Source organism: Bradyrhizobium sp. STM 3557, from assembly GCF_045571465.1.
Classification (GTDB): domain Bacteria; phylum Pseudomonadota; class Alphaproteobacteria; order Rhizobiales; family Xanthobacteraceae; genus Bradyrhizobium.
In genome coordinates this window covers 3,937,429-3,960,064 of record NZ_CP120697.1, presented here as the reverse complement: position 1 = coordinate 3,960,064, position 22,636 = coordinate 3,937,429, and the positions used below count along the sequence as shown (strand labels likewise).

The 22,636-nt window shown below is 63.2% G+C and carries 24 protein-coding genes, 1 tRNA gene and 1 pseudogene; 13 read left to right on the top strand and 13 right to left on the bottom strand.

The genetic code is table 11. The features are described 5' to 3' along the window. Positions 1-157 precede the first annotated feature (157 nt). Together P6U24_RS17950 and P6U24_RS17945 are read left to right on the top strand one after the other, a co-directional pair. Positions 158-610, top strand: a complete 453-nt coding sequence (locus P6U24_RS17950; protein WP_407153868.1) for a VOC family protein — start codon at positions 158-160, stop codon at positions 608-610. A gap of 324 nt (positions 611-934) precedes the next feature. After that, entirely contained in the window at positions 935-1,576 is a 642-nt protein-coding gene (locus tag P6U24_RS17945; protein ID WP_407160503.1) for a glutathione S-transferase family protein, read from the top strand. 25 nt (positions 1,577-1,601) lie between these two features. Here P6U24_RS17945 and P6U24_RS17940 read toward each other — a convergent pair whose 3' ends face one another. Next, positions 1,602-1,856: a hypothetical protein gene (locus P6U24_RS17940; protein WP_407153867.1), complete on the bottom strand. Its 255-nt coding sequence runs from the start codon at positions 1,854-1,856 to the stop codon at positions 1,602-1,604. Positions 1,857-1,983: 127 nt separating this feature from the next. Further along, a complete protein-coding gene (locus P6U24_RS17935) occupies positions 1,984-2,241 on the bottom strand; it encodes a PilZ domain-containing protein (protein ID WP_407153866.1) in 258 nt (85 codons plus the stop codon). Positions 2,242-2,436: 195 nt separating this feature from the next. On the opposite strand from P6U24_RS17935, the pseudogene P6U24_RS17930 reads away from it, so the two are divergent. Beyond that, a pseudogene (locus tag P6U24_RS17930) lies at positions 2,437-3,161 on the top strand (amino acid ABC transporter substrate-binding protein); the annotation flags it as partial. A 571-nt stretch (positions 3,162-3,732) separates the two neighbouring features. On the opposite strand, the gene P6U24_RS17925 reads toward P6U24_RS17930, so the two are convergent. The 3 genes from P6U24_RS17925 to P6U24_RS17915 form a co-directional block, all read right to left on the bottom strand. Next, positions 3,733-3,807, bottom strand: a tRNA-Glu gene (locus P6U24_RS17925). Between the two features lie 483 nt (positions 3,808-4,290). Beyond that, a complete protein-coding gene (locus P6U24_RS17920; RefSeq protein ID WP_407153865.1) occupies positions 4,291-4,497 on the bottom strand; it encodes a hypothetical protein in 207 nt (68 codons plus the stop codon). Positions 4,498-4,693: 196 nt separating this feature from the next. Next, positions 4,694-4,981, bottom strand: coding sequence for a DUF2061 domain-containing protein (locus P6U24_RS17915; RefSeq protein WP_407153864.1), 288 nt, complete (start codon positions 4,979-4,981; stop codon positions 4,694-4,696). Positions 4,982-5,221: 240 nt separating this feature from the next. On the opposite strand from P6U24_RS17915, the gene P6U24_RS17910 reads away from it, so the two are divergent. The 4 genes from P6U24_RS17910 (at position 5,222) to P6U24_RS17895 (ending at position 8,752) form a co-directional block, all read left to right on the top strand. Continuing rightward, positions 5,222-5,467 carry a hypothetical protein gene (locus P6U24_RS17910; RefSeq protein ID WP_407153863.1) on the top strand — a complete coding sequence of 82 codons (246 nt, stop codon included), beginning with the start codon at positions 5,222-5,224 and terminating at the stop codon, positions 5,465-5,467. 299 nt (positions 5,468-5,766) lie between these two features. Beyond that, positions 5,767-6,777 carry a PrsW family intramembrane metalloprotease gene (locus P6U24_RS17905; RefSeq protein ID WP_407153862.1) on the top strand — a complete coding sequence of 337 codons (1,011 nt, stop codon included), beginning with the start codon at positions 5,767-5,769 and terminating at the stop codon, positions 6,775-6,777. 75 nt (positions 6,778-6,852) lie between these two features. After that, on the top strand, positions 6,853-7,425 hold the full coding sequence (locus P6U24_RS17900; protein ID WP_407153861.1) for an HdeD family acid-resistance protein: 573 nt from the start codon (positions 6,853-6,855) through the stop codon (positions 7,423-7,425). 238 nt (positions 7,426-7,663) lie between these two features. After that, positions 7,664-8,752, top strand: a complete 1,089-nt coding sequence (locus tag P6U24_RS17895; protein WP_407153860.1) for a 3-deoxy-7-phosphoheptulonate synthase — start codon at positions 7,664-7,666, stop codon at positions 8,750-8,752. 65 nt (positions 8,753-8,817) lie between these two features. On the opposite strand, the gene P6U24_RS17890 is transcribed toward P6U24_RS17895, so the two are convergent. The 3 genes from P6U24_RS17890 to epmA are packed head-to-tail and all read right to left on the bottom strand — an operon-like array spanning position 8,818 to position 11,238. Continuing rightward, the gene (locus tag P6U24_RS17890; RefSeq protein WP_407153859.1) at positions 8,818-9,066 is read right to left on the bottom strand and encodes a hypothetical protein; all 249 of its coding nucleotides are present in this window, start codon (positions 9,064-9,066) and stop codon (positions 8,818-8,820) included. 25 nt (positions 9,067-9,091) lie between these two features. Further along, positions 9,092-10,189: a lysine-2,3-aminomutase-like protein gene (locus tag P6U24_RS17885; RefSeq protein WP_407153858.1), complete on the bottom strand. Its 1,098-nt coding sequence runs from the start codon at positions 10,187-10,189 to the stop codon at positions 9,092-9,094. Then, complete coding sequence (epmA, locus tag P6U24_RS17880) at positions 10,186-11,238, bottom strand: EF-P lysine aminoacylase EpmA (protein ID WP_407153857.1); 1,053 nt, start codon at positions 11,236-11,238, stop codon at positions 10,186-10,188. The genes P6U24_RS17885 and epmA overlap by 4 nt, the downstream gene beginning before the upstream one ends. 153 nt (positions 11,239-11,391) lie before the next feature. Between epmA and efp the strand changes: the two genes are divergently transcribed. Continuing rightward, positions 11,392-11,958: an elongation factor P gene (gene efp / locus P6U24_RS17875; protein ID WP_407153856.1), complete on the top strand. Its 567-nt coding sequence runs from the start codon at positions 11,392-11,394 to the stop codon at positions 11,956-11,958. Positions 11,959-12,090: 132 nt separating this feature from the next. On the opposite strand, the gene mdoH is transcribed toward efp, so the two are convergent. Beyond that, on the bottom strand, positions 12,091-14,229 hold the full coding sequence (gene mdoH, locus P6U24_RS17870) for a glucans biosynthesis glucosyltransferase MdoH (protein WP_407153855.1): 2,139 nt from the start codon (positions 14,227-14,229) through the stop codon (positions 12,091-12,093). Further along, the gene (locus P6U24_RS17865; protein WP_407160502.1) at positions 14,217-15,728 is read right to left on the bottom strand and encodes a glucan biosynthesis protein G; all 1,512 of its coding nucleotides are present in this window, start codon (positions 15,726-15,728) and stop codon (positions 14,217-14,219) included. Before P6U24_RS17865 ends, mdoH begins: the two co-directional genes overlap by 13 nt. Positions 15,729-16,223: 495 nt before the next feature. On the opposite strand from P6U24_RS17865, the gene P6U24_RS17860 reads away from it, so the two are divergent. Together P6U24_RS17860 and P6U24_RS17855 are read left to right on the top strand one after the other, a co-directional pair. After that, entirely contained in the window at positions 16,224-18,104 is a 1,881-nt protein-coding gene (locus tag P6U24_RS17860) for a hypothetical protein (RefSeq protein ID WP_407160377.1), read from the top strand. Positions 18,105-18,246: 142 nt separating this feature from the next. Beyond that, entirely contained in the window at positions 18,247-18,510 is a 264-nt protein-coding gene (locus P6U24_RS17855; RefSeq protein WP_407160376.1) for a hypothetical protein, read from the top strand. 44 nt (positions 18,511-18,554) lie between these two features. Here the strand turns inward: P6U24_RS17855 and P6U24_RS17850 are convergent, their stop codons facing one another. After that, positions 18,555-18,749, bottom strand: coding sequence for a hypothetical protein (locus P6U24_RS17850; RefSeq protein WP_407160375.1), 195 nt, complete (start codon positions 18,747-18,749; stop codon positions 18,555-18,557). Between the two features lie 186 nt (positions 18,750-18,935). Here P6U24_RS17850 and P6U24_RS17845 point away from each other — a divergent pair, with 186 nt between their 5' ends. Together P6U24_RS17845 and P6U24_RS17840 are read left to right on the top strand one after the other, a co-directional pair. Then, entirely contained in the window at positions 18,936-20,171 is a 1,236-nt protein-coding gene (locus P6U24_RS17845; RefSeq protein ID WP_407160374.1) for an MFS transporter, read from the top strand. Positions 20,172-20,173: 2 nt separating this feature from the next. Continuing rightward, positions 20,174-20,968, top strand: a complete 795-nt coding sequence (locus P6U24_RS17840; RefSeq protein WP_407160373.1) for an amidohydrolase family protein — start codon at positions 20,174-20,176, stop codon at positions 20,966-20,968. A gap of 42 nt (positions 20,969-21,010) precedes the next feature. On the opposite strand, the gene P6U24_RS17835 is transcribed toward P6U24_RS17840, so the two are convergent. Both P6U24_RS17835 and P6U24_RS17830 read right to left on the bottom strand, forming a co-directional pair. Next, positions 21,011-21,499 (bottom strand): cupin domain-containing protein, encoded by a 489-nt coding sequence (locus tag P6U24_RS17835; protein ID WP_407160501.1) that lies wholly within the window; start codon positions 21,497-21,499, stop codon positions 21,011-21,013. Positions 21,500-21,539: 40 nt separating this feature from the next. Then, complete coding sequence (locus P6U24_RS17830; RefSeq protein WP_407160372.1) at positions 21,540-22,022, bottom strand: carboxymuconolactone decarboxylase family protein; 483 nt, start codon at positions 22,020-22,022, stop codon at positions 21,540-21,542. Between the two features lie 53 nt (positions 22,023-22,075). Here P6U24_RS17830 and P6U24_RS17825 point away from each other — a divergent pair, with 53 nt between their 5' ends. Then, entirely contained in the window at positions 22,076-22,633 is a 558-nt protein-coding gene (locus P6U24_RS17825; protein ID WP_407160371.1) for a MarR family winged helix-turn-helix transcriptional regulator, read from the top strand. The last annotated feature ends 3 nt before the right edge of the window (positions 22,634-22,636 follow it).

Sequence of the window (22,636 nt, the reverse complement as noted above, 5' to 3'; positions counted from 1 at the left end):
CGTGGTGCAACACCGTGGTTTCGGAAATGAACAAATCCCCGCGAGACCCGGCGGCCCCTCCTCGACAGCAAGTGCCTGAGGCGGCTTTTGCTGCTATTGACCGCGAGCGCAAAAACGCTTCACGCCTTTGCCTTCAGAAGTCCAGGAGACAGGAAACATGCGTTACCTCCACACCATGCTGCGCGTGCGCAATCTCGACCGCGCGCTCAAATTCTATGCCGATGCGTTCGGGCTCAAGGAGGTCCGCCGCATCGAGAACGACAAGGGCCGCTTCACACTGGTTTTCCTGTGCGCGCCTGACGACGAACCCCTGCTGAAGAGCCTGCCGCCGGGCCGCGGCGCGCCGCTGGTTGAGCTCACCTACAACTGGGACGAGGAGACCTATGGCGAGGATCGCTTTTTCGGCCATCTCGCCTATGAGGTCGACGACATCTACGCCACCTGCGAACGGCTGATGAAGCTCGGCATCACCATCAACCGTCCGCCGCGCGACGGCAACATGGCCTTCATCCGTTCGCCCGACCTGCATTCGATCGAGCTATTGCAGAAGGGCGAGCCGAAGCCGCCACAGGAGCCGTGGGCATCGATGCCCAACACCGGCCACTGGTAGTCTTTTCAAGACAGCCGGCCGTGGGAACGCCGGCGGCGCGACCACGTTATCTCTGCGATGGGCAAATGCGGACGATAATGAGGAGGCGACGATGGGCCGAGGAATTCTGTTGTGGCTGCTCGGCGTGCCGATCCCGGTGATCATCCTGCTATGGCTGTTCTTCGGCCACTGATCGCGGGACGTGCAAGCCCGGATAATCTAAAGTGCGCCTGAAAGCCCCGCCCTGGTGGGGCTTTCAGCATGCATGCCCCGCGTATGCTGCCCGCGCGCAAAGCCGGGATTTGCGCTATCGGTACGGCGATCCTGTTCAATGCGGAGAGCGACGTGTCGAACGAGCAGCGCCTGACAATTTGGGGCCGTCCCAACTCGGTGAATGTGCAAAAGGTGCTGTGGTGCCTCGCCGAGCTTGACCTCGCATTCGAGCGCATCGACGCCGGCATGCAGTTCGGCCGCAACCTTGAGGCCGATTATCTCGCGATGAATCCCAATGGCCGCATCCCGACGCTGGTCGAAGGCGATTTCGTGCTGTGGGAGTCCAATTCGATCATGCGCTATCTCTGTCTCGCGCATGGCCGACACTCGTCGATCTATCCGCACGAGCCGCGGCAGCGGGCGGCGGTCGATCGCTGGCTGGACTGGACGCTTTCGACTGTGCAGCCGATCGAGCGGCCGGTGTTCTGGGGATTGATCCGCACGCCGCCCGCAGAGCGTGACATGATCGCGCTGCAGAAGGCCACCGACGCGGCCGCCGAGGTCTGGCGCATCCTCGACCGCCAGCTCGCGACGCGTCATTTCGTCGAAGGAGATCTGTTCACGCTCGCCGATATCGCGCTCGGCGCATACGCGCGGCGATGGTTCGGAGTGGAGGGCGTCGTGAAGCCGGACCTGCCGCAGCTGGCGCGCTGGTTCGCGAGCCTCCAAGGCCGGCCGGGCTTCGTCCGCTACATCGCTCCGCCCTTGTCCTGAGCAGGCGCGTTCGCGCACTCTCGCATCATCTGCCGAATCCGCTTCCCGCCTCGACGCTCACCGCGCCACCGATTTTGACGCAGGTGTCGGTGCCCTCAATGCGCCTGAAGTTCGGGCCAAAGGACGCGCAGGGGTTAGCGGCGCCCGTGCCGACACGCGATGGAGATTTCACCGGCGGCAGCGGCTTGGACAACACCGAAAAATCGCCTGATGATCCGGCGCCTGCAGTCGAGATGGCGCACAGCCAGAGGGCCATACCGGGCACGATCAGCTTGAACATGTCAGCATCTTACCGCGCCAGGCGCGAGGCTGCTACCTCTGAGATCATGCTGCGATCAGAAGGACCGCATCATCATCTCATCTCTTTGATCGAGCATGTCGCCGCCCTGCGGATTCGGATCATGCTCTCAACCGATAAACTTCACGCCGACCGATGAGCCGCGCCGCCACACCACGCGGCACAAGTGGCCGGTGCGCGCATCACGCGAAAAGGCCAGCCGAACGGTCGCAGGCAGCGTTGCCGCCTCGTCCAGGGTAATCCGGGCGCCGGCGCTAGAGATGTTCTGCACGAGGCAATGCCGCACAGCAAAGCCGCCGTCCAGCGTGAGCCAGGCCGGTTGCTTCAGCGATTTTCGGGCTTCGCGTTTCCGATTGGATGCAGCCATTCTTGCGTCGGTCTCCTGAACGGCCTGCACTAGCCCAGCCCGCCTAACGGATCGTTGCATCGATTGCAGAGCCACACGCTTGCGCCTGGCACTCCCGGAAATCACGCCGCGGCGGCATTTAGGCACATCGAAGGAGCCGGCTACCGGTTCACCATCCCGCAGGGTGAACAAAGGCTGTCCGGTCCATCAGGAAACTTCGCCTTGGATATCTGCTCCAAGATCGTCGATGAGGTGAAGGCGACGCTGAAGTTCGAGAAAGCTCGAGGTCAAGCTGATGCCGGTGTCATCGGCGAGCCGTATTCCGCTGATGACGAACGGCACCATCGACCTCGAATGCGTTTCGACGACCAACAATCTCGAGCGCCACAAGCTGGTAGCTTTCTCGCCGACCTATTTCCTCACCGCCAATCGGTTCGTCGCCAAGACGTCGACCGGGATCAAGACTATCGACCTCAAGGGCAAGACCGTCGCCTCGACCGCAGGCACGACCAACATCAAGCAACTGTTCGAGGCGAACAGCTCGCGCCAGCTCGGCATGACCATCATGACGTCGAAGGACAACGCGGAAGGCTTCCTGTTGGTGGAGACCGGTCGCGCCGACGCCTATGTCATGGATGACATCCCTCGCTGGCCTCGTGGCGGGTGCAAAGACCCCGTCGGCCTATGCGATTTCGACCGACGCATTTTCCATTCCGGAGCCCTACGGCATCATGCTGCGGCGAGATGATCCCGCCTTCAAGGCCGTCGTCGACCGGGCGACCACCAAGCTCTACACCGGCCCTGAGATGACCGCGCTGTATGCCAAATGGTTCACGTCGCCGATTCCGCCGAGCGGCATCAACTTCAATTTTCCCATGACACCCGTAATGGAAAAGGCCTTTGCGCATCCAAACGACAGCGGCGATCCCAAAACCTACTGACAAGGCCTGCCGACAGAGCCTGCTAGGCTGATCGAACGCGCTGGACGGCAATAGCAACACCCCTCTTTCACCAAGGTTGTGTAAACACATAAACACGCCTTGCCGTTGTTAGCGCCCCGCCGTACCATGAAACCGTTCGAGGTAGAGCGTGCGCTTCCCTAGCCCCGCATGCTCGTGCGTCCTCGAAGGAGCGGTGATCACTCGGCTGCCCGAGTGATCCCCTCGTCTGCCTTCCCCAGAGGGTAACGAGGGTGGCGGTTTACCCCCGCCGCCCCGCTTCTGTGGCCCGAGGTGTATCGTTGGCCGGCGACACCTCACAGTTCACACCATACTCATCGATTCCGAACGACGTCAGGATCGTCGCGACCGTTTGAGAACGACATCGTCGGCCTGACACGTGATCTTCAGGTCAATGAGGCCGAGCACGACAGACGCAAGACCGATCGCCAGGTGGAGACCGGCGCGATCGTCAAGCTCGAGGACCTCCACGCGAACCAAATTCCCCAGACCCTTCGGCCGGTTTGGGAAAGTCAGCAAAGGCTGAGTGGTTTCAACGATCGGAGGCTGCCACTGGCGCTCCCTAGCGGAATCGAACCGCTCTCTCCACCGTGAAAGGGTGGCGTCCTGACCGATAGACGAAGGGAGCAAAACGCCTGATGACACGGGACTTCGGGAAGTCCGTGCGGCACCGCCGTCCTGCGCAATGGCAAAGCGCTGGCAAATCAACGTCCTGGACGAGGATTTGACCGTGCCGGCCGGTCGATCGTGACGATGATTCCGGCCTGCGCGGCGAACGTATAGTGGCCTTTCGCCGACGGGGCAAGCGGTCGCAGTTCTCGCAGCGCTGGCTCGGATTTCCTCAGCAAAAAGGTCGGCGGGCGCTACGCCGCCGACCTTTTGTCGCGACTGCCGGCTCCCGGTAGGTCCGGTTCCGTCGCATTTCCATACGCCAAGCCTGCGCCCCGTTGGTTAACAAGACGTTAACAAGACTATCCGGTTGATTGCGGAAATCTGTGATCTCCGTCACTTGCGTGTGCGCGAGATGCAAGCGGCCGCTCCGGGGGCTGGCCGCCAGTTCGCCCCCCTCTTTAACGACGCATCTTGCTGCTGATGGCTTTTGATCGGGCCGTCAGTGAGGAAGTTCTGCGGCGAGCCGTTCGCGCACGCCGATCTCCTGGCATCCCGACAGCCGGACAAATTCCTGCGGATGCATGTCGTGCCCGTGCGAGCCGAGCGCACTCTGCTGCGACATCGGAATCTGGACATGGTCGCTGGCGACCACGCCGTTCGTCCGCGGACCCTCGACGAGGCCGGTGGCCCTGCACGATGCGGTCATGGCGAACTCCCTCGAGAGAGTTGTCTGCCCCCATCTGAATTATAGACCTCGCGGCGGCGGGCACAATTGCGCAGCGTCAACCGCGGCGGTGCCTGTCGCGCTGCAACAAACCTTAAATGCAAAGTCTTGGGTTCGGTGTGGTTGCGATCCCTATCCGTAAGATGACGGCCTCAGCAAGAGGCGCGGCCCCACTGGATCATCGCCCAGAGCCGCTCGTGCAGGTACAGGCAATCTTGGTGGCGAATTCGAGTCCCGCAATCGAGCCTGCGAGTGTCAGCCGTCCGGTCAGAAACCAACTGATCAAGAATGTGTCGACAGTGCCCAATGTCCGCCAGCTAATGGCTTTGAGCACCGATCTTGTGTGCGATTCCGCCCGTTGTAGCGCGTTCACGCCTGGACCTCCCCTGCTCACCTGCTCGACCTTAGGGGCAGGTCGTGTTCGTTCTCCTAATTCCGGCTCCGTAGCTACACTGTCTTCACTCATTGACAAAATGTCGTCAGCATGAGTTTGAACACGCAAAAGAAGCAATTCGGTAAATTATCAATCTTAAGCTGCATACCTTCGTTTACTATCGACAAAGAATCGTCAAGGTCGAATGGAATTGCCCCACAAATGCACACTTTCGACGCGAGATCAGACGCGATCTCGCGATCACCAGAGTCTTGTCGCTGACCGCGTTCGATTTTCCGCATCATTGGGTCATGACCCGAAGACGAGGGCGCCATGAAGCTTGTACCCGTTCTGATTGTAGCGTGCGTAGTGAGTCAGACCGCATTTGCGGAGGGCCTGGAATGCCGTCGGGTCTCCGACCCGACGCCCCACCTCAGCTGCGTCGAGAAACCCGCAACCGCCGAAGCGCAGCGTCCCGACGAGCCGGCCTCGGTCGATTCGTCACGCCGCAACATCGGATCCAGCCGCAATAATGACGGCGTCACGTCGCGGACCACCCGGATCTGCCGCAACTGCTGAACCGTTTCGAAGCGAATTGGATACCGGTTCGCGTCAACCAAAGCGGATCAAGACAAGCGAGAGCCTCCGTCCCGATTCAAATCGGAACGGAGGCTCTGGTGCGATTTGGCCCGGCGCCAGTTTCCTGGGCGGCTCGGGTCAGGCTGCCGCTTTTTCGTGCGTTTCGAGCAACCTTTGCGTCTCAATCTGGCAGACGACATCGGATCGAAATCCACTACATTGCTAAAGCGACGGCAGATCGTCGCGCCGGCGTGATCGGCGTCGGATGACCTTTTCAACATGGCCTATTGCCAGCTGAGATGAACCTGCTCGAATCATTACCTACGGTGATCGGAACAGCGGCGGTGGCGCCTGCCCTGCTCATGTTGTGGCTCGTGGTCGCCGCTGGCGATAATCCCGGGCCACCGGTGAGGGTATGGACCGCGTTCCTGCTCGGCAGCGCCAGCATCCTGCTGCTGGGGGTGCTCCGCGCCCCGTTCCACAACACCATCCACGTTGCGCCCGAAAATCCCTGGGTCGCCCAGCTCATCCATTCCGTCTTTGGTGTCGCTTTTCCCGAGGAAATCGTGAAGGTGATGGTGATCGCCGCGATCTCCTCGCGTCGGCGTCATTTCGGCAATGCCATGGATACGGTGGTCTATGGCGCGGCGGTCGGGCTCGGCTTTGCCGCCTATGAGAACCTCGCCTATCTCGTGCAGCACGCCGACATGTGGCGCTCGCTCGCCGCGCTGCGCAGCGTTCTCACTGTGCCGTTCCATGGCGCGCTCGGCATCATCGCCGGCGCATATCTTGCGATCGCCCGTTCCGGCACGGCGCTCGGCGCCCACCGGCATCATCGGGACTGGGCGCGAACCTCGAGCTGGGTCCTGGCACTGGCCGGTCCCGTTGTCTTGCACTCGGCTTTCGATTTCCCGCTGCTGATGCTGCAGCGAAATGCCGATCTCGGCCCAAACGTGCGGATCTGGCTCGGCGTCATCAGCGTCCTGATCGGTTTCAGCTCGATCGGCTTTGCCATCCGCCTGGTCCGCCGGGTGGCGCATCATCATACGCCGCGGACAGAGGTGGCACGAGCGCGGCTCTCCCAGTTGCGGCGGATGTGGGCGCTGCTGCTGGTCGGAGGCGGCGCCGGCTTCTTCGGGCTCGCCTTCGTGCTGACCTCGATCCACCACTGGCTGCTCAATCCCGACCGCAACGTCGCGATGGTGGTGGTGCCGCTCGGGCTGACGGCGATTCTGCTCGGCACGGGTCTCCTGATCGTCACGACGGCAGTCTATATTCTTGGTCGCAATCGTATCAGGAGCACGGCCTGAGATGCGTTGACGGATGTCAATCTGTGATCCGGTCGTGCGCCGCATGATGCTGGCGATGGTGCCCGGAGTATTGTCATGACCCTTCCTGAGGACGTCGAGAAGCTGCAATCGAACATGCGCGATGCCGTGCGCGCACATTGGAAGGCATTCCTGTTCGAAGGCATCCTGCTTGCGGTGCTGGGCCTCGCAGCGCTTATCCTGCCGCCGCTCGCAAGCCTCGCGGTGACGATCTTCCTCGGCTGGATGTTCCTGATCAGCGGCATCGCGGGACTCGCGCTGACGTTCTGGGCGCGCCGCCTGCCGGGCTTCTGGTGGTCGCTGCTTTCTGCGGTGCTGGCGATCGGCGCGGGCATCATCCTGCTGGCCGAGCCCGTCCAGGGCACCGCAACGCTCACCATCGTGGTTGGCGTCTATTTCCTCGCCGAGGGCGTCGCCACCATCCTGTATGCGCTGGAGCACCGGCGCGAGCTGTCCGAGCGCTGGTCGTGGCTCTTGGTGGCTGGCCTCGTCGACATCGTCATCGCCGGCCTCATCATCGCCGGCTGGCCGGACTCGGCGACGTGGGCGATCGGTCTTCTGGTCGGCATCAACCTGTTGTTCGGCGGCGCCTCCCTGATCGGCATGGCGTTGGCGGCCCGCAACAGCTAGCCCGCCAAATCTGCAGCCCCGGGATTAGGGGATGACAAGCCGAGAACGGCACGCTATAGAGCCGGCCATGATCACCGTCGCCACCAGCTATTTTTGGTACTTTACCTACGGCAGCTCGCTGGCGGCGGGAGGATCGCGCTCAATCTGAAGAATTGCAGCAAGACATCCGAACAGCCGCCAGATCCTGGCGGCTTTTTTTGTGGCCGGCAGGTTCTTCCAAATCCCCAAGGAGCCCGCCATGCTGAGCACCACAGACGATCTTCGCATCAAGGAAATCAAGGAGCTAAGTCCGCCCGATGAGGTCATGCGCGAGATTCCGCGCACCCTGACCGCAACCCGCGTGGTGATGGCCGCGCGCAACGCCATTCATTCCATCCTCTCCGGTGCCGATGATCGGCTGCTGGTCATCGTCGGCCCCTGCTCGATCCACGATCCGGTCGCGGCGGTCGATTATGCCGAGCGCTTGACCGCGCTGCGCGAGCGCCTCGCAGGCCAGCTCGAGATCGTGATGCGGGTGTATTTCGAGAAGCCGCGGACCATTGTGGGATGGAAGGGCCTGATCAACGATCCCGATCTCGACAACTCCTTCGACATCAACAAGGGCCTGCGCCTGGCGCGCAACCTGCTCTCGGCCGTGAACAATCTCGGCCTGCCGGCGGCGACCGAATTCCTCGACATGACGACGCCGCAATATATCGCCGATCTGGTGTCGTGGGCCGCCATCGGCGCGCGCACCACCGAAAGCCAGATCCATCGCGAGCTCGCGTCGGGCCTGTCGTGTCCGGTCGGCTTCAAGAATGGCACCGACGGCGACATCCGCATTGCCGCGGATGCGGTGAAGTCGGCCGCGCATCCGCATCATTTCATGGCGGTGACCAAGGGCGGGCGTTCAGGCATCGCGTCGACCACCGGCAACGAGGATTGCCACATCATCCTGCGTGGCGGGAAGGTGCCGAACTACGATGCCGCCCATGTCGACCAGGCTGCAGGCGAACTGGTGAAGTCCGCCCTGTCGCCGAAGCTGATGATCGACACCAGCCATGCCAATTCCGGCAAGAAGCCGGAGAACCAGCCGCAGGTCGCGGCCGACATCGCACGGCAGGTCGCGAGCGGCGAACAGCGCATCATGGGCGTGATGATCGAAAGCAACATCGTCGCCGGCCGGCAGGACGTGAAGCCCGGCGTGCCGCTCACCTACGGCCAGAGCATTACCGACGGCTGCATCGATTGGGACACGACCGTCACGGTGCTGGAGCAGCTGGCCGATGCGGTAAGCGCGCGGCGCGATGCACAGCGCGGCGATGTGGTGCGTGAACGCTCGGCCTGAGCGGGGATGGACCGGCGGCGCGCATCCGTGCGCGCCGCATCCTCATCCGAACAGGCGATTCGGCTTTAGCAGCCGCGGCAGATGCTCTTGATCTTCTTGTCGAGCGCCGCGTCCTCCTTGTTGGCCTGATCGTTTGGATTGCCGAGATTCTTCTCGTTCGGCACATCGCTGGCGCGCGGCTGACGATGGCCGATCGGCGCCTCGATCACCGGCCGATCCGTGCCGGGATTGTTGGTGTTGCGGCCGCCCTGCGCCAGAGCCAAGCCGTCGGCCGCCAGCAGCAGGAGACCCATCGCAATCGCAACCTTCGTCATGTGGCTCCTCCGTCTTGCCAGCAAATCAGTCGCCCGTATCAGGGGGATAGAGATGCACGTCGCCGCAATAGTCAATCACACGATAGCGCGTTTCCTCAGCCGCTTCTTGATCTGGCGCACCTGAATCGTGCGTTGCAAGAAATTGCGGCCCGACCGGCGCCTTGCCGTGACCACCGGGGATGTCGAGCACATAGTCCGGCTGGCACAACCCCGACGCCCGGCCGCGTAAGCTCCGCATGAGTTCCTGGCCGTGCGCAAGCGTGGTGCGCAGATGGGCCGTCCCCGGCGCGAGGTCGCCATGATGCAGGTAATACGGCTTGATCCGGCATTCAACGAAGGCCCGCATCAAGGCGGCCAGCGTCACGGCATCGTCATTGATACCGCGCAGCAGCACGGACTGGCTCACCATGGGTATCCCTGCGTCGACGAGTCGCGCGCAGGCCGCGCGCACCTCCTGGGTCAGCTCGCGCGGATGGTTCGCGTGCAGTGCAACCCAGGTCGTGACACCGTGAATCCTGAGCGCGTTGACCAGCTGCGGCGTAATGCGCGCGGGATCGGCAACCGGCAGGCGGGTGTGAATCCGGACGATTTTGACGTGGTCGATCGCGGCGAGGTCGGCCATGATCTCCTTGAGCCGGCGCGGCGACAGCATCAAGGGATCGCCGCCGGTGAGGATCACCTCCCAAACATCCGGATGCGCACGGATGTAGTCCAGCGCATCGCGATAGGCGGCGTCCGAGAGCGCGCTCTCCTTGCCGGGGCCGACCATCTCGCGGCGGAAGCAGAAGCGGCAATAGACCGCGCAGACATGCACGAGCTTGAGCAGCACCCGGTCGGGATAACGATGCACGATGCCGGGCACCGGCGAATGGGCATCATCGCCGATCGGGTCAGGCCGCTCGCCGGCGCTCGCGACGAGTTCCTTGGATGACGGCACGAACTGGCGCGCGATCGGATCGCCCGGATCATCCGGATCGATCAGACCCGCCAGATGCGGCGTGATCGCGATCGCGTAGCGCGCGGCGACCTCGTCAAGAACGGCCTGGTCCGCCCGCGCGACAAGATCCTGCGCCAGGAGATCGGTGACGCTGCGCAGCGTGCTGGGTTGCGTATGCCTGTTCATGTCTCACCTGCGGGCGGCGTCCACACCACCTGATCGATCCGGGCCGCGCCGCTTGCCAGCATCACCAGGCGGTCGAAGCCAAGTGCAACTCCGCTCGCCTGTGGCATCTCGCCGACCGCGGCGATGAACTCCTCGTCGATCGGATAGCGCTCGCCATAGCGCCGCGCCTTTTCGTCCATCGATTCGGTGAAGCGGCGGCGCTGCTCCTCCGCATCAGTCAGCTCGCCAAAGCCGTTGGCAAGCTCGACGCCGCAGGCATAGACCTCGAAACGCTCGGCGACGCGCGGATCGGCGGCGCTGACCCGGGCGAGCGCCGCCTCCGGCGCAGGATATTCATAGAGCACGGTCAGGCGTCCCTGCCCGAGCCGCGGCTCGACATGCTCGACCAGCACCTTGCTGAACAGGTCCGACCAGGTGTCGTCAGCGGCGACGCGCACCTTGGCCGCGGCGGCCTCGGCCAGCGCATCACGATCGCCGACGCCGTTCTTGATCGTCGCCAGCAGATCGATCCCCGCATAGCGCGCGAATGCTGTAACAACCGGCAGCAGTTCCGGCTCCGCAAAGGGATCGGCGCCGCGCCCGCGGAACGTGAACTGCCGGATGCCGGTCGTCTGCGCCGCGAGCGCGATCACGACGACGGTATCGGCCATCACGGCATCATAGGCCGTGTCGGCGCGGTACCATTCCAGCATGGTGAATTCCGGTAGGTGCAGATCGCCGCGCTCCCGGTCGCGGAACACCCGCGCCAGCTCGAAGATCTGCGCTTCCCCAGAGGCCAGCAGCTTCTTGCAGGCGAATTCCGGAGAGGTTCTAAGATACCTCCGACGGCGTGTGCCATCGGGGCCGACAAGCTCGGTCGCTGGGGCATGCAGGTGGGTTTCGTTGCCTGGGGACACCTGCAGGATGCCGGTCTCGACCTCGACAAAACCCTGCTCGGTGAACCAGGCCCGCAGGGCCTTCGTGATCGCCGCCCGCGCCATCAGGAACGGGCGGATGTCGGCATGGCGGCCTGCCGACCACCATGGAGAGATTGACGTCGCGCCGGTCATCAACGGTCCGCCCGATCGGGTCGCAAAAGACTGGAAAGGCCAGACAAAATCAGTATGTTGCGGCCCGAAACCGCATCCGATACCCCAAAATCCGACGCGCCGCAGCTCCTGGGCCTGCCCAGGGGCACGGCCCCAATATCAGGAAGAACAGCTTTGAAAGTCATCGCCAGCTCTATTCGCAAGGGAAACGTCATTGAGCAAGACGGCAAGCTCTATGTCGTCGTGACGGCCGAGAACATCCACCCTGGCAAGGGCACGCCGGTCAGCCAGATCGAAATGCGTCGGATCAGCGACGGCGTGAAGGTCTCGGAGCGCTACAAGACCACCGACCAGGTCGAGAAGGTCACGATCGAGGAGCGCAACTACACCTATCTCTATGAAGATCAGGACGGCTACCATTTCATGAACCCGGAAACCTACGACCAGGTCCAGGTTCCGAAGGACATCGTCGGCACCCAGGCGGCTTATCTGCAGGAGAACATGACGGTCAAGCTGTCGATGCACGACACCACTCCGGTGTCGATCGCGCTGCCGCAGCGCGTCACGCTGGAGGTCGTCGACACCGAGCCCGTCACCAAGGGCCAGACCGCCTCCTCCTCCTACAAGCCCGCGGTGCTGTCGAACGGCGTCCGCACCGGCGTGCCGCCGCACATCACGGTCGGCACCCGCATCGTCGTGATGACCGAGGACGGCTCCTACTGCGAGCGCGCCAAGGATTGAGGCACGAGCTCGCTTCTGAGCTGACGATGCAATTGTGTGGGATGAGGCGGTCGTGGTGACGGCACCCGGCCGCCTCTCCTCGTTTACGACCGCGTCGAGGTGGCGCCTGGTCAAGGTCAGCTAGGTCGCCAATTACGGGCCTGTGCAGCGCAATTCCACGACACGCTGCAGAACCGCGGCATTGCTCAGCACGGCGCGGACTTCCGACTTGTCCAGCCATTTCACGGCTTCGTCAAAGCTGTCACACTGTTCGATCTTTGCGCGTGCTGTCGCGAGCGCCACGTCGATCCGCTCGAACTTGCGACGATTTTCGCGAGGAACTGACTCCAGATGGGATATCAGCAGTTCGGAATCTTCGCGGAGCTGCTGCAGAGCGCCAGTGAATTCGATACGCGAGAGCGCGGCGAGCTCGTTCGCGCGGAGCACGACCGGAGGCGGCTGACGGTCTTCGGGTGTCGCAAACAGCCCGGCCGACGCCGACCGTCGGGACGTCGCCAGTCCCAGCGGAATCGCAAGCACCAGGCCGGCGATCACCGGGGACATCCACAACAGCAGGGGAAGCGACACAGCGAACGCGCTCAGTCCCATCAAGAGGCCGCACAAGGTCGGCGCGGCGAGCTTGCGATAGATTTCGCGCTGCGCGACCTCACCGCCGCTTCGGCGCTGCACCTGCCATCCGGCGTCGCGGCCAAGAAGAATTTCCGTCACCGCCACCGACTGAAAGATCATCATCGATGGGGCAATGAGTGCCGCCAGCAGCGTCTCGGACAAGATGCCGACAAGCACGCGAAAGGGACGGGAAAAGGAGCTGCGTTCCTCGCGCCGGCTGATCAATGCCAGATAGGCCAGGAATTTGGGCACGATGAGCAATCCCATCGTCGCGGCAAACACCCATGCGGCCAGGATGGGGTCCTGTTGCGGCCAGGTCGGAAACAGCGAAAAGCCTTTCGGAAAATATTCCGGTCGGATGAAGTTGGCCTGTAGTGAAATCAACAAGCCCAGGACCAGGAAGATCAGCCACATCGGCGCTGTAATGTAAGAACCGATGCCCGTGAGCAGGTGAACGCGCGACACCCAGTGCAGGCCGCGCGCAGGCAGCACGGCGAGATGCTGCAGGTTGCCCTGGCACCATCGCCGGTCCCTGGCGGCAAAGTCGAGAATTGACGGCGGCCCCTCTTCGAAGCTGCCTCCAAGCTCGGGCGCCATGTAGATGGCCCAGCCGGCCCTCCGCATCAAGGCGGCTTCCACGAAGTCATGGCTCAGGATGTGTCCGCCAAAGGGTCGGCGGCCACGGAGCTCCGGCAGTCCCGCATGCTCTGCGAACGCGCGCACGCGGATGATGGCGTTATGCCCCCAATAGTTGCTTTCCGGACCGTGCCACCAAGCGTTCCCGGTGGCGATGATCGGTCCGTAGACCCGTCCGGCGAATTGCTGCAAGCGGCTGAACAGGCTGCGTGCGTTGACGATCACCGGCTGGGTCTGGATCAGCGCGGCGGAGGGACGGGTCTCCATGGCATGGACCAGACGCACGATCGTCTCGCCGGACATCAGGCTGTCCGCATCAAGAACGATCATATGGTCGTAGGCGGCGCCGAACCGTCTGACCCAGTCTGCGATATTGCCGGATTTTCGGGCGGTGTTGTCGGACCGATGCCGATAGTACAGCCGGTCCGCGCCGCAGTCGCGACGAAGCGCGATGAAGGCCATCTCTTCACGGATCCAGATGTCCGGATCAGTCGTGTCGCTGAGCAGAAACCAATCGAACTGAGCGCCCTGACCTGTCCCGGCGACGGACTCGTACATCGCGCGCAGACGCGCCATCAGCTCATGCGGATCCTCATTATAGGTCGGCAACAGCATGGCCGTGCGTGATGACAATTCGGAACGGGGATCATCGTGCGCGACCGCGAGCCCGCCCATACGTCCTGTCGCCAGCACGACGAACCCGGCAACGGCCGACATGAACGAAAAAGCGACCCACGCCAGCAGCAGAAGGAAGAACGCGAGGAGCAGCGCTTCGAGCACGGTCACGCCGCCGACTTTCACGACGCCGTACATCTCATAGCCGCCGGCGATCGTCAGCAACGCCGTGCCGAGAAAAATGAACAGCCTGCGAAACAGCAGCGCAATCTGCAGCGTCGCCGGCGACCGCTTGCTCTCCATTGGTTGATCGAGCCGGCAGGGCTCCATCGCAAGTCCGCTCTCCCTGGGCAAAAACGCGCCGGCGGCGGCGCTCCGGGGCAAGGCGGGCGATGTCTTCAGGGCGTCCATCGATAGGTCCACACTTCGGAGATCGGGGTATCGTTCTGGACCAGCACCGCTCGCAATTCGATCGGCGCCTTGTTCTTGATCGAGCATTGGAAGCTCAAGCGCCATCCACCCGTTTCGGGGTTCGGTTCAGTGACGATGTTGGTGATCTCGGATTTTTCCGCGCTCACCACGCCCTTGATGCTTTTCGGATCGATGCCCTTGAGCTTGTCGCCCATCAACTCCAGCACGAACAGCTTGCTGTCGTCGCCCCGGTTGCCGATACCGGTCCGCGTGAAGCGCGCCAGCGCGTCGGACTTCGGAGCGTCCGGCCCCCAGTGCAGGCGATAGGTGAGGTTATGCTCGTTCTTGGCGGTGAGCGGCTGTTTGGGACGCCAGAACGCCGCGATGTTGTCGTGGATCTCCTCCCTGGTCGGGATCTCGAACAGGACGACGGCGCCTTCGCCCCAATCGCCGATCGGCTCGACCCAGAGGCTGGGCCGGCGCTCAAACCGCGATTCGAGGTCCTGATAGGCGAAATACTTCTTCTCGCGCTGCATCAGCCCGAAGCCACGCGGATTGAGGTCGCTGAAGGTGCTGACCTGCAGGTCGCGCGGGTTGTTGAGCGGACGCCAGAGTTGCTCGCCCTTGCCGTTGAAGATCGCAAGCCCGTCGGAATCGTGCACCGCGGGCCGGAAATCATCGAAGTCCTTGCGGTCATTTGGTCCGAAGAAGAACATGCTGGTCATCGGCGCAAGACCGCCATGTGCAAGATCCACGCGCGGATAGAGCGACATCTCGACGTCGAACACCGTGCTCTCGCCGGGGCGGATGGTGAAGCGATATCCGGCGGCGGCGCTCTTGCTGTCCAGCAGCGCGTGAATCACGATAGAGGTCGCGTTCGGCGCCGGCTTCTCCAACCAGAACGCCTTGAACACGGGGAATTCTTCGCCGCTGGCCTCGCCGGTGTCGATCGCAAGTCCACGGGCGGATAGGCCGTAGGTTTCTCCCTTCGCGACGGCTCGGAAGTAGCTGGCGCCAAGAAAGACGCAGACCTCGTCAAAATAATCCGGTCTGTTGATCGGTGCGTGAATGCGAAAGCCGGCAAAGCCAAGATCGGCGTCGGGCCATTGCCCCAGACCCTCACCGAACGAGAAGTCACTGCGCCGGTACTGGATCGGGACGGCGCGCCCGTTGCTCACTTCGAACAGATCGACCCTGTTCTTGTAAAAGAACCCGCGGTGAAAGAATTGCGCCTGGAAGGGCAGCTTCTCGTTACGCCATAGCGCATGCTCCGGCAGGAAGCGGATCGATCGATACTGGTCGTAATTGAGATCCTTCAGCGCATCGGGGAGCTTTTCATCCGCCGGCTCGAACGACTTTGCGGCAAGAGCGCGAGCGAGTTCGCGCACTGATGATGGACCGAACGCCGAATCCGATGGCGCGCCCGCAGCGGCCAGGCGCGGTAGCGCAGCGGCTGCCGAAAACGCCACCGAGGCGCGAAGCAGTTGCCGACGATTCAATGGAATTTCCCTCCTGGCTCCAAGCCAAGAAAGGAAACGGTCGGCCTTTGAATGAGTTCCACAGGTGCGACATTGCCACCCCAGGATCGAAGTGTGACCCGACTGCCGGAAAAAAATCGTGCGTTCAGCGGCGAACTGGCCCTTTCGCTCGCTCTTGTCTCGGCCATCTCCGGCGTTGCGATCCTGCATTGGATCGTCAAGGACGCCGTCGTCCCCTGGGACTCCAAAAATCAGTTCTATGCCTTCTTTCGGTTTTTGTCCGAAGCGCTGCATTCCGGCGAACGGCCGTTCTGGAATCCCTACCATTATGGCGGCCATCCAAGCGTTGCAGATCCGCAATCCCTGGTGTTTTCGCCTGTGTTCGTCGCCTTCGGCGCGATCGATCCTCTTCCCACAATGCGGGCATTCGACATCGTCATCCAAGCCCACCTTCTCATTGGCGGCCTCGCGATGGTCTTCATCGGTTGGCGCGCCCGTTGGCCGGCGGCGAGCACCGTGCTGGTCGCGGCATTGTTCATGCTCGGCGGCCCGGCCTCCGCGCGTTTGCAGCATACCGGCATCATTCTGAGCTACAGCGCCTTTCCATTGGCACTGCTGCTTCTGCAACTCGCGTTTGAGCGGCACTCGCACGCGCTGGCTCTCGCCTTTGCGGTCATCGCCGCGGGCATCGCGCTAGGCCGCAACCAGGTGGCTCTGCTGCTATGCGCCCTGCTCGTCTCGGTGGCGATCGCGGAAATCATGAGCTCGCAACAGCCGGCGCACTATCTGCGCCAGCGCGGCGGCGTGCTCGCAACGATGGCGATTGCAGGGACCGCGCTGCTGATCGTGCCGCTCCTGCTCACCCTGCAATTCGCTGCTCTGTCAAACCGGCCGAGCGAAACGCTCGGTGATGCGTTGAGAGGGTCGCTGTATCCGGCAAATTTCGCCACCGTTGCGGTTCCCGACATCTTCGGCACGCACTCCACCTATTGGGGGCCTGGAGCCGCCACTTTGGCCGACGTCGACCTCACCGATGATTCCGGTAACTACCTCTTTCTCGGCGCGGTGCCGACACTGCTGCTGCTCTGGTTAGGTGTTGCGGGGGACCGCCTGTGGCAGCCCGGCCGCCGCCTCATGGCATGTGTGCTCACCATGTCGTGCCTTTTCATGCTGGGACGCTACACGCCGTTTTACAGCCTGGGATTTCGGTTCATTCCCGGCATCGATCTGTTCCGCCGGCCCACGGACGCCAGTTTTGTCTTCACCATTGCGTTCGCGTTCATGATTGGTCATTGCCTCGCTGACTACGTCCGCGACGGTTTGCCGAAAATGCGACCACTGAACACATTGCTTGCGGTCGCGGCATCGTTTGCGGTTATTGGGTCGGCTATCGCTTTTTCAGGCAAGACCGGACATGCGCTGGCTGCCGTACGTGAGACTCTCGTTTCAGTGGCAGTGATGGCGGCGGCCGGCCTGTGTCTTTCCGCCTTGCGAGGCGAAGCCGGCCGCGCGCTGGCAGCGGCGGCGGTCACGCTTATCGCTGTGGCCGAATTGATGTGGTGGAATACAGCCTCACGCCTCAACGCCGAACCCTGGACGCTCTATGCCGTTCTTGAAGCACCATCGGGCGGGGAAGCAGCGGCGATCGCGCTGCTGGAAAAATCCATCGCAGCGGACCACCAGCGCGGCGAGTATCCGCGTGTCGAAGTCCTGGGCCTTGGCGGGCCGTGGCAGAACCTTGCAATGGTTCGCGGCTGGGAAGCCATCAATGGCTACAATCCGCTACGCATCGGTTTGTACGACCGTCTCGTCTCTCCCGGCGAGCAAAATTGGAGTGTGTCCCAGCGTCAGTTTCCGCCGTCGTTCAGCAGCTATGACTCGCCGCTCGCGAGGGCACTCGGTCTAACCTACCTCGTTCTAGGCTCCCCGCTGCAAGGCTTGCCCGACCTTTCGGCGCCACGTTCTTCCGAACTCCTGCTCTCCGGTCCCCCTGTCTGGATCTACAGGCTCCCCGGCGCATTGCCTCGCGTGAGCTTGGTCAGCGAGCTCGGAACAGAACAGGCGCAACTGGATCGTGATTCTTCCAGCTCGGCTGCGCATGGTGAACAGCCTAGCGATGGAGTTGCGAATATCGTGTCGTTGGCGCCGGGTCGACTCGAGGTTGTCGCCGGAGCGACAAGCGCCGCATATTTGCTGGTGCACGACCTCTACTATCCAGGCTGGGTGGCGGAAGTCGACGGGACACAAAGGCCCATCATCCGGACCGGAGGACTATTCCGCGCCATCGAGGTGCCGGCCGGAATGCACCATGTTACATTGCATTTCTCGCCGTTTTCATTGGAAAATCTGAAGAACGCGCTTGGCGTTGCCGGCGGGCTTCGGGCGACGCCTCCTTAGACTGACCGTGGGCGAAGAAGCGCCGCATGAGGAATATCAGACGCGCCTTGATGATAGACACGGGTTAGCTCGCCCGTTCTTCAAGAGCCGGAACCTGAAGCTCGCCGGTCGAGTTAACTCCGCATACGGAGGAGGCCGGACCATGAGCGAGGCACCCAAACAACATCGAGCGGGAACGATTGCGACGGTGATCGGGATCGCCTTGGTTTGTATCGTTGCCCTTGTCTTCCTCGTGCGCGATCGCTGGCACAGCCCCGAGCTCAAGTCAGCCGAGCAGGCGCGTAGCTCGATCACAGGCAAGGTCGCCCGTGCAGCCGGGGCCATCGTGCTGCCGACCGATCCCAAGCTCACGGTCGAGCCCAAGCCCGCCGGCCCCAAGCCGGCGCAGCCGGCCATTCCCAACTGATGGCGCCATCCAAGCGCGGCGCCGTAAGCAGTGCCTGAATTGGTTCAGGCGGACCACCTGTCCTCTTCGCGGCGATGCTCGTCGCAATTCAGGCGCTCGGCCATGTCCTTGGCCAATTCATCATTGTCGGTCTTCGCGACCGGCTTACCATCCTGCCGCTTGATCTTGTCCTGGTCGGCCTGCAGCGGAAAATCGTTGGGCTTGAGCTGGTCGCCATCGCTCTGATGCCTGGCGCTCATCATGATCCTCCTTCCGGAGCACGTGCCTGCCATGAAGAACTCCGCGGCCGACGCGCAGGTTCCGAGCCGCTTTGCCGAGACCGCTGTTCCCCCTTGACGGGGTCACCGCCGCCGATTCATATAGATGACTAAATGACTGCGCTGGGACCTGGCGTGGATCAACGAGGTTCATCAGGGATGGAAATGATGGCGAACTGGTACGCGGACTCCACGCCGCTCGAGCGACGAACCTTTTGGGCCAGTTTCGGCGGCTGGGCGCTGGACGCGCTCGACGTGCAGATGTTCAGCCTCGCCATCCCGGCACTGATCGTAGCCTTCGGCATCAGCAAGTCCGATGCGGGCCTGCTCGGCTCTGTCACGCTGTTCTTCGGCGCCTTCGGCGGCTGGCTTGGCGGCGCGCTCGGAGATCGCTTCGGCCGCGTCAACGCGCTGCAGATCACGGTGGCGACCTTTGCGCTGGCGACCTTCGCCTGCGCCTTCGTCACGAGCTACAACCAGCTCCTCGTGCTCAAGGCGATCCAGGGCCTGGGCTTCGGCGCCGAATGGGCCTGTGGCGCCGTGCTGATGGCGGAGATCATCCGGCCCGACCATCGGGGGCGTGCCTTGGGCACGGTGCAGAGTGCCTGGGCGGTCGGCTGGGGCGCAGCCGTGCTGCTCTCGGCCATCGTCTTCACACTCGCACCGAAAGAGCTCGGCTGGCGCATCCTGTTCGCCACGGGCCTTCTGCCGGCGCTGCTGATCCTTTACATCCGCCGCGGCATCAGGGAGCCGAAGCGCCCCGTCAAGGATGCTCCGGCGCCTTTTCTTTCAACACTCGCGGGAATCTTCAGCGCGGAGACGCTGCGCGCGACCCTGGTCGGCGGCCTGTTCGGCATTGGCGCCCATGGCGGCTATGCCGCCTTGACCACCTTCCTGCCAACTTATCTGCGCGAGGTGCGGAAGCTGTCGGTGCTGGGATCGAGCGGCTATCTCGCCGTGATCATCGTGGCGTTCTTCTGCGGATGCGTCGCTAGCGGCATGCTCAGCGATCGCATCGGCCGTCGCGCCAATGTCGCGCTGTTCGCCTCCGCCTGCATCGCGACCGTGCTCATCTACATCTTCGCACCGCTCTCGAATGGCGAGATGCTGGTGCTCGGCTTCCCGCTCGGCTTCTTCTCGGCCGGCATTCCCGCCAGCATGGCCGCACTGTTCAGCGAGCTCTATCCGGCCGGCGTGCGCGGCACCGGCGTCGGCTTCTGCTACAATTTCGGTCGCGTCGTATCCGCCGCGTTTCCGTTCCTGGTCGGTTTGCTGTCGGAGCATATCGGCCTTGGGCCCGCGATCGGCATCGACGCGGCCTTCGCCTATTCGCTGGTGCTGCTCGCGGTCGCGATGCTGCCCGAGACCCGCGGCAAGGTGTTCGAGCAGCCCGCGCGCGCCTGACCATGTTCGGCATCGACACGCACGCGCATGTCTTTCACCGCGACCTGCCGCTGGCCAGGAACCGCCGCTATGCGCCGGATTACGATGCGCGGCTCGATACCTACCTCCCCGAACTCGACAAGGCCGGCCTCGATCATGGCGTGCTGGTGCAGCCAAGCTTTCTCGGCACCGATAACTCCTATCTCATGGAATGTCTTGCGCGCGCGGGCGGCCGGCTACGCGGCATCGCCGTGCTTGATCCGGCGACGCCGGAGGGCGAATTGCGCGCGCTCGATCGCGCCGGAATCGTCGGCATCAGGCTCAACCTGGTCGGACGCCCCCTGCCCGATCTCGACGCCGTCGCCTGGCGAGACTTTTTCGCGTGCGTTGCCGCGCTCGGCTGGCAGATCGAGCTGCAGCGGTGTGCTTGCGATCTTCCCGCGCTGGTCTCGCGGCTGCGCGATCATGATCTCACCGTCGTGCTCGATCATTTCACCCTGCCCGATCCTGCGCGCGGCATCGCCGATCCGGCCTTCACGGGAGTCTGCAAGCTCGCTGCATCGCGCCGCGTCTGGGTCAAGCTGTCCGGTGCCTATCGCAACGGCCCGCATGGCCGCGCCTTCGCCCGCGCCGCATATCCGCGCCTGCGCGATTCCTTCGGTCTTGACCGCCTGATGTGGGGCAGCGACTGGCCCCACACCCAGTTCGAGGCGACGGAGACTTACGCCGCGAGCCGCAGCTTTCTCGACGAGCTGATCCCCGACGAAGCCGAGCGCGCGACTGTGCTGGCAGCGCCGCGGGATCTGTTCCGATTCTGAGCCCGATTGCTGTCGCACGGCCGGAGCCTCCGGCGAACGCAGCTATTCCAGATAGGTCGTAAGCTGCGCGCCCTCGTCGGCGACGAACACGGCGATCAATTCCGCAGGCTCGGTCATGCTCGCATTGGCCGACACGAGATGCGTCGAGCCCGGCGGCTCGAAGAAGGATTGGCCGACGCCAAAGGTCTCGGGCGGACCACCTCCCAGCTGCGAGCGGACCTCGCCCTTGGTGATGTAGGCCGTCACCGAACCCGCATGGCGATGCGGCCGTGAGAAACCGCCGGGGCCATAGAAGACGCGCACGATGGTCACCCGCTTGCCCGGCACGTTGGGCAGCGGATAGGAGCCAATCGGCTCGACCCTGTCGAGCGGCGACCCCGCCGCGGCGGTGGCGCACATCGGCCCGAGCACGCCGGAGATCGCGTCTTTCGTGACAGGCAGCGCCTTCGCGATGGCCAAGGCGCAGGCGAGCCCCGCGATGACCGCGAGCCAGACCGGTTGCGTCTGCGGCCGAGCCGGACGAAGGCACATAGTTGGTGCAAGCGATGTCATCATCGTTCTCCCAAATCGTTCATTGGGCGGCTTCTGCACGAGCCGCAGGCCGGCGCGCCGGAGGCGTCCAGCGATAGGCAACGCCAAAGCGATTCCAGACATTGATCACGCCGATCGCCGAGCTGAGATAGACCAGCTCCTTCTCCGAGAACGCCGCACTCGCCTGCGCATAGACCTCGTCGCCGACCTCGTTGGACAACAACGTCAACGCTTCCGTCCAGGCCAGCGCGGCCCGTTCGCGCTGCGAGAATTGCGGCGCCTCGCGCCACACCACCAGAAGATTGAGCTTGTCGGCGGGAATACCGAGCCGCTCGGCCTCAAGGATATGAAACTGGACGCAGAACGCGCAGCCATTGATCTGCGAGGCGCGTATCTTCACCAGCTCCAGCAGGTCCTTCTCAAGCCCCGCTTTCCCTACCAGCTGGCTTAGCGCCAGAACGCGCTCGTAGATATCCGGCGCAAGCGCCTTGAAATCCGGATAGTCCTTGCGGGCATGTGACATGCGATGCTCCTCGCGATATAAGAACACTACTAACTTATAAGAGCTCTTATAATATGCACAAGCCGAAACTGACGCGAAGCAGCCATGACGAAAACGGAGCCCCGCGTTCCGGCGGAAAGCCGTCCGGGCAAAAATCGCCGCCGGCGCCAGCCGCTCCGGCCGTGCCGCCGCCCGGCGAAGGCAAGCGTGGCGAGGAGGGCTATCTCGGCTATCTCTTGCGCCAGGCCCAGGGCGCGGCGCGCCTATCGCTGGAGCGCGCGCTCGCCGAACTCGGCGTCACGCCGCCGCAATTCCTTGTGCTGACCATGCTCAAGGCCTATCCGGGGCTGTCCGGCGCCGATCTCGCCCGCGTCGCGCTGCTGACGCCGCAGACGGTCGGCGTCATCATCCGTAACCTTGAACGCGACGGCGCGATCGCAAAGACGCCGCATCCGGTGCACGGCCGCATGCTGCAATGGACGCTCACGCCGCACGGCCTCGACCTCTTGCAGAAATGCCGCCGCCATGCGCAGGCGCTGGAACGGCGACTGGCCGGCGGCATGAGCGAGAAGAAACTCGCGACCATCCGCCGCTGGCTGGCGAAAATTGCGGTCGATCTGCAGGAGGGTTAAAAC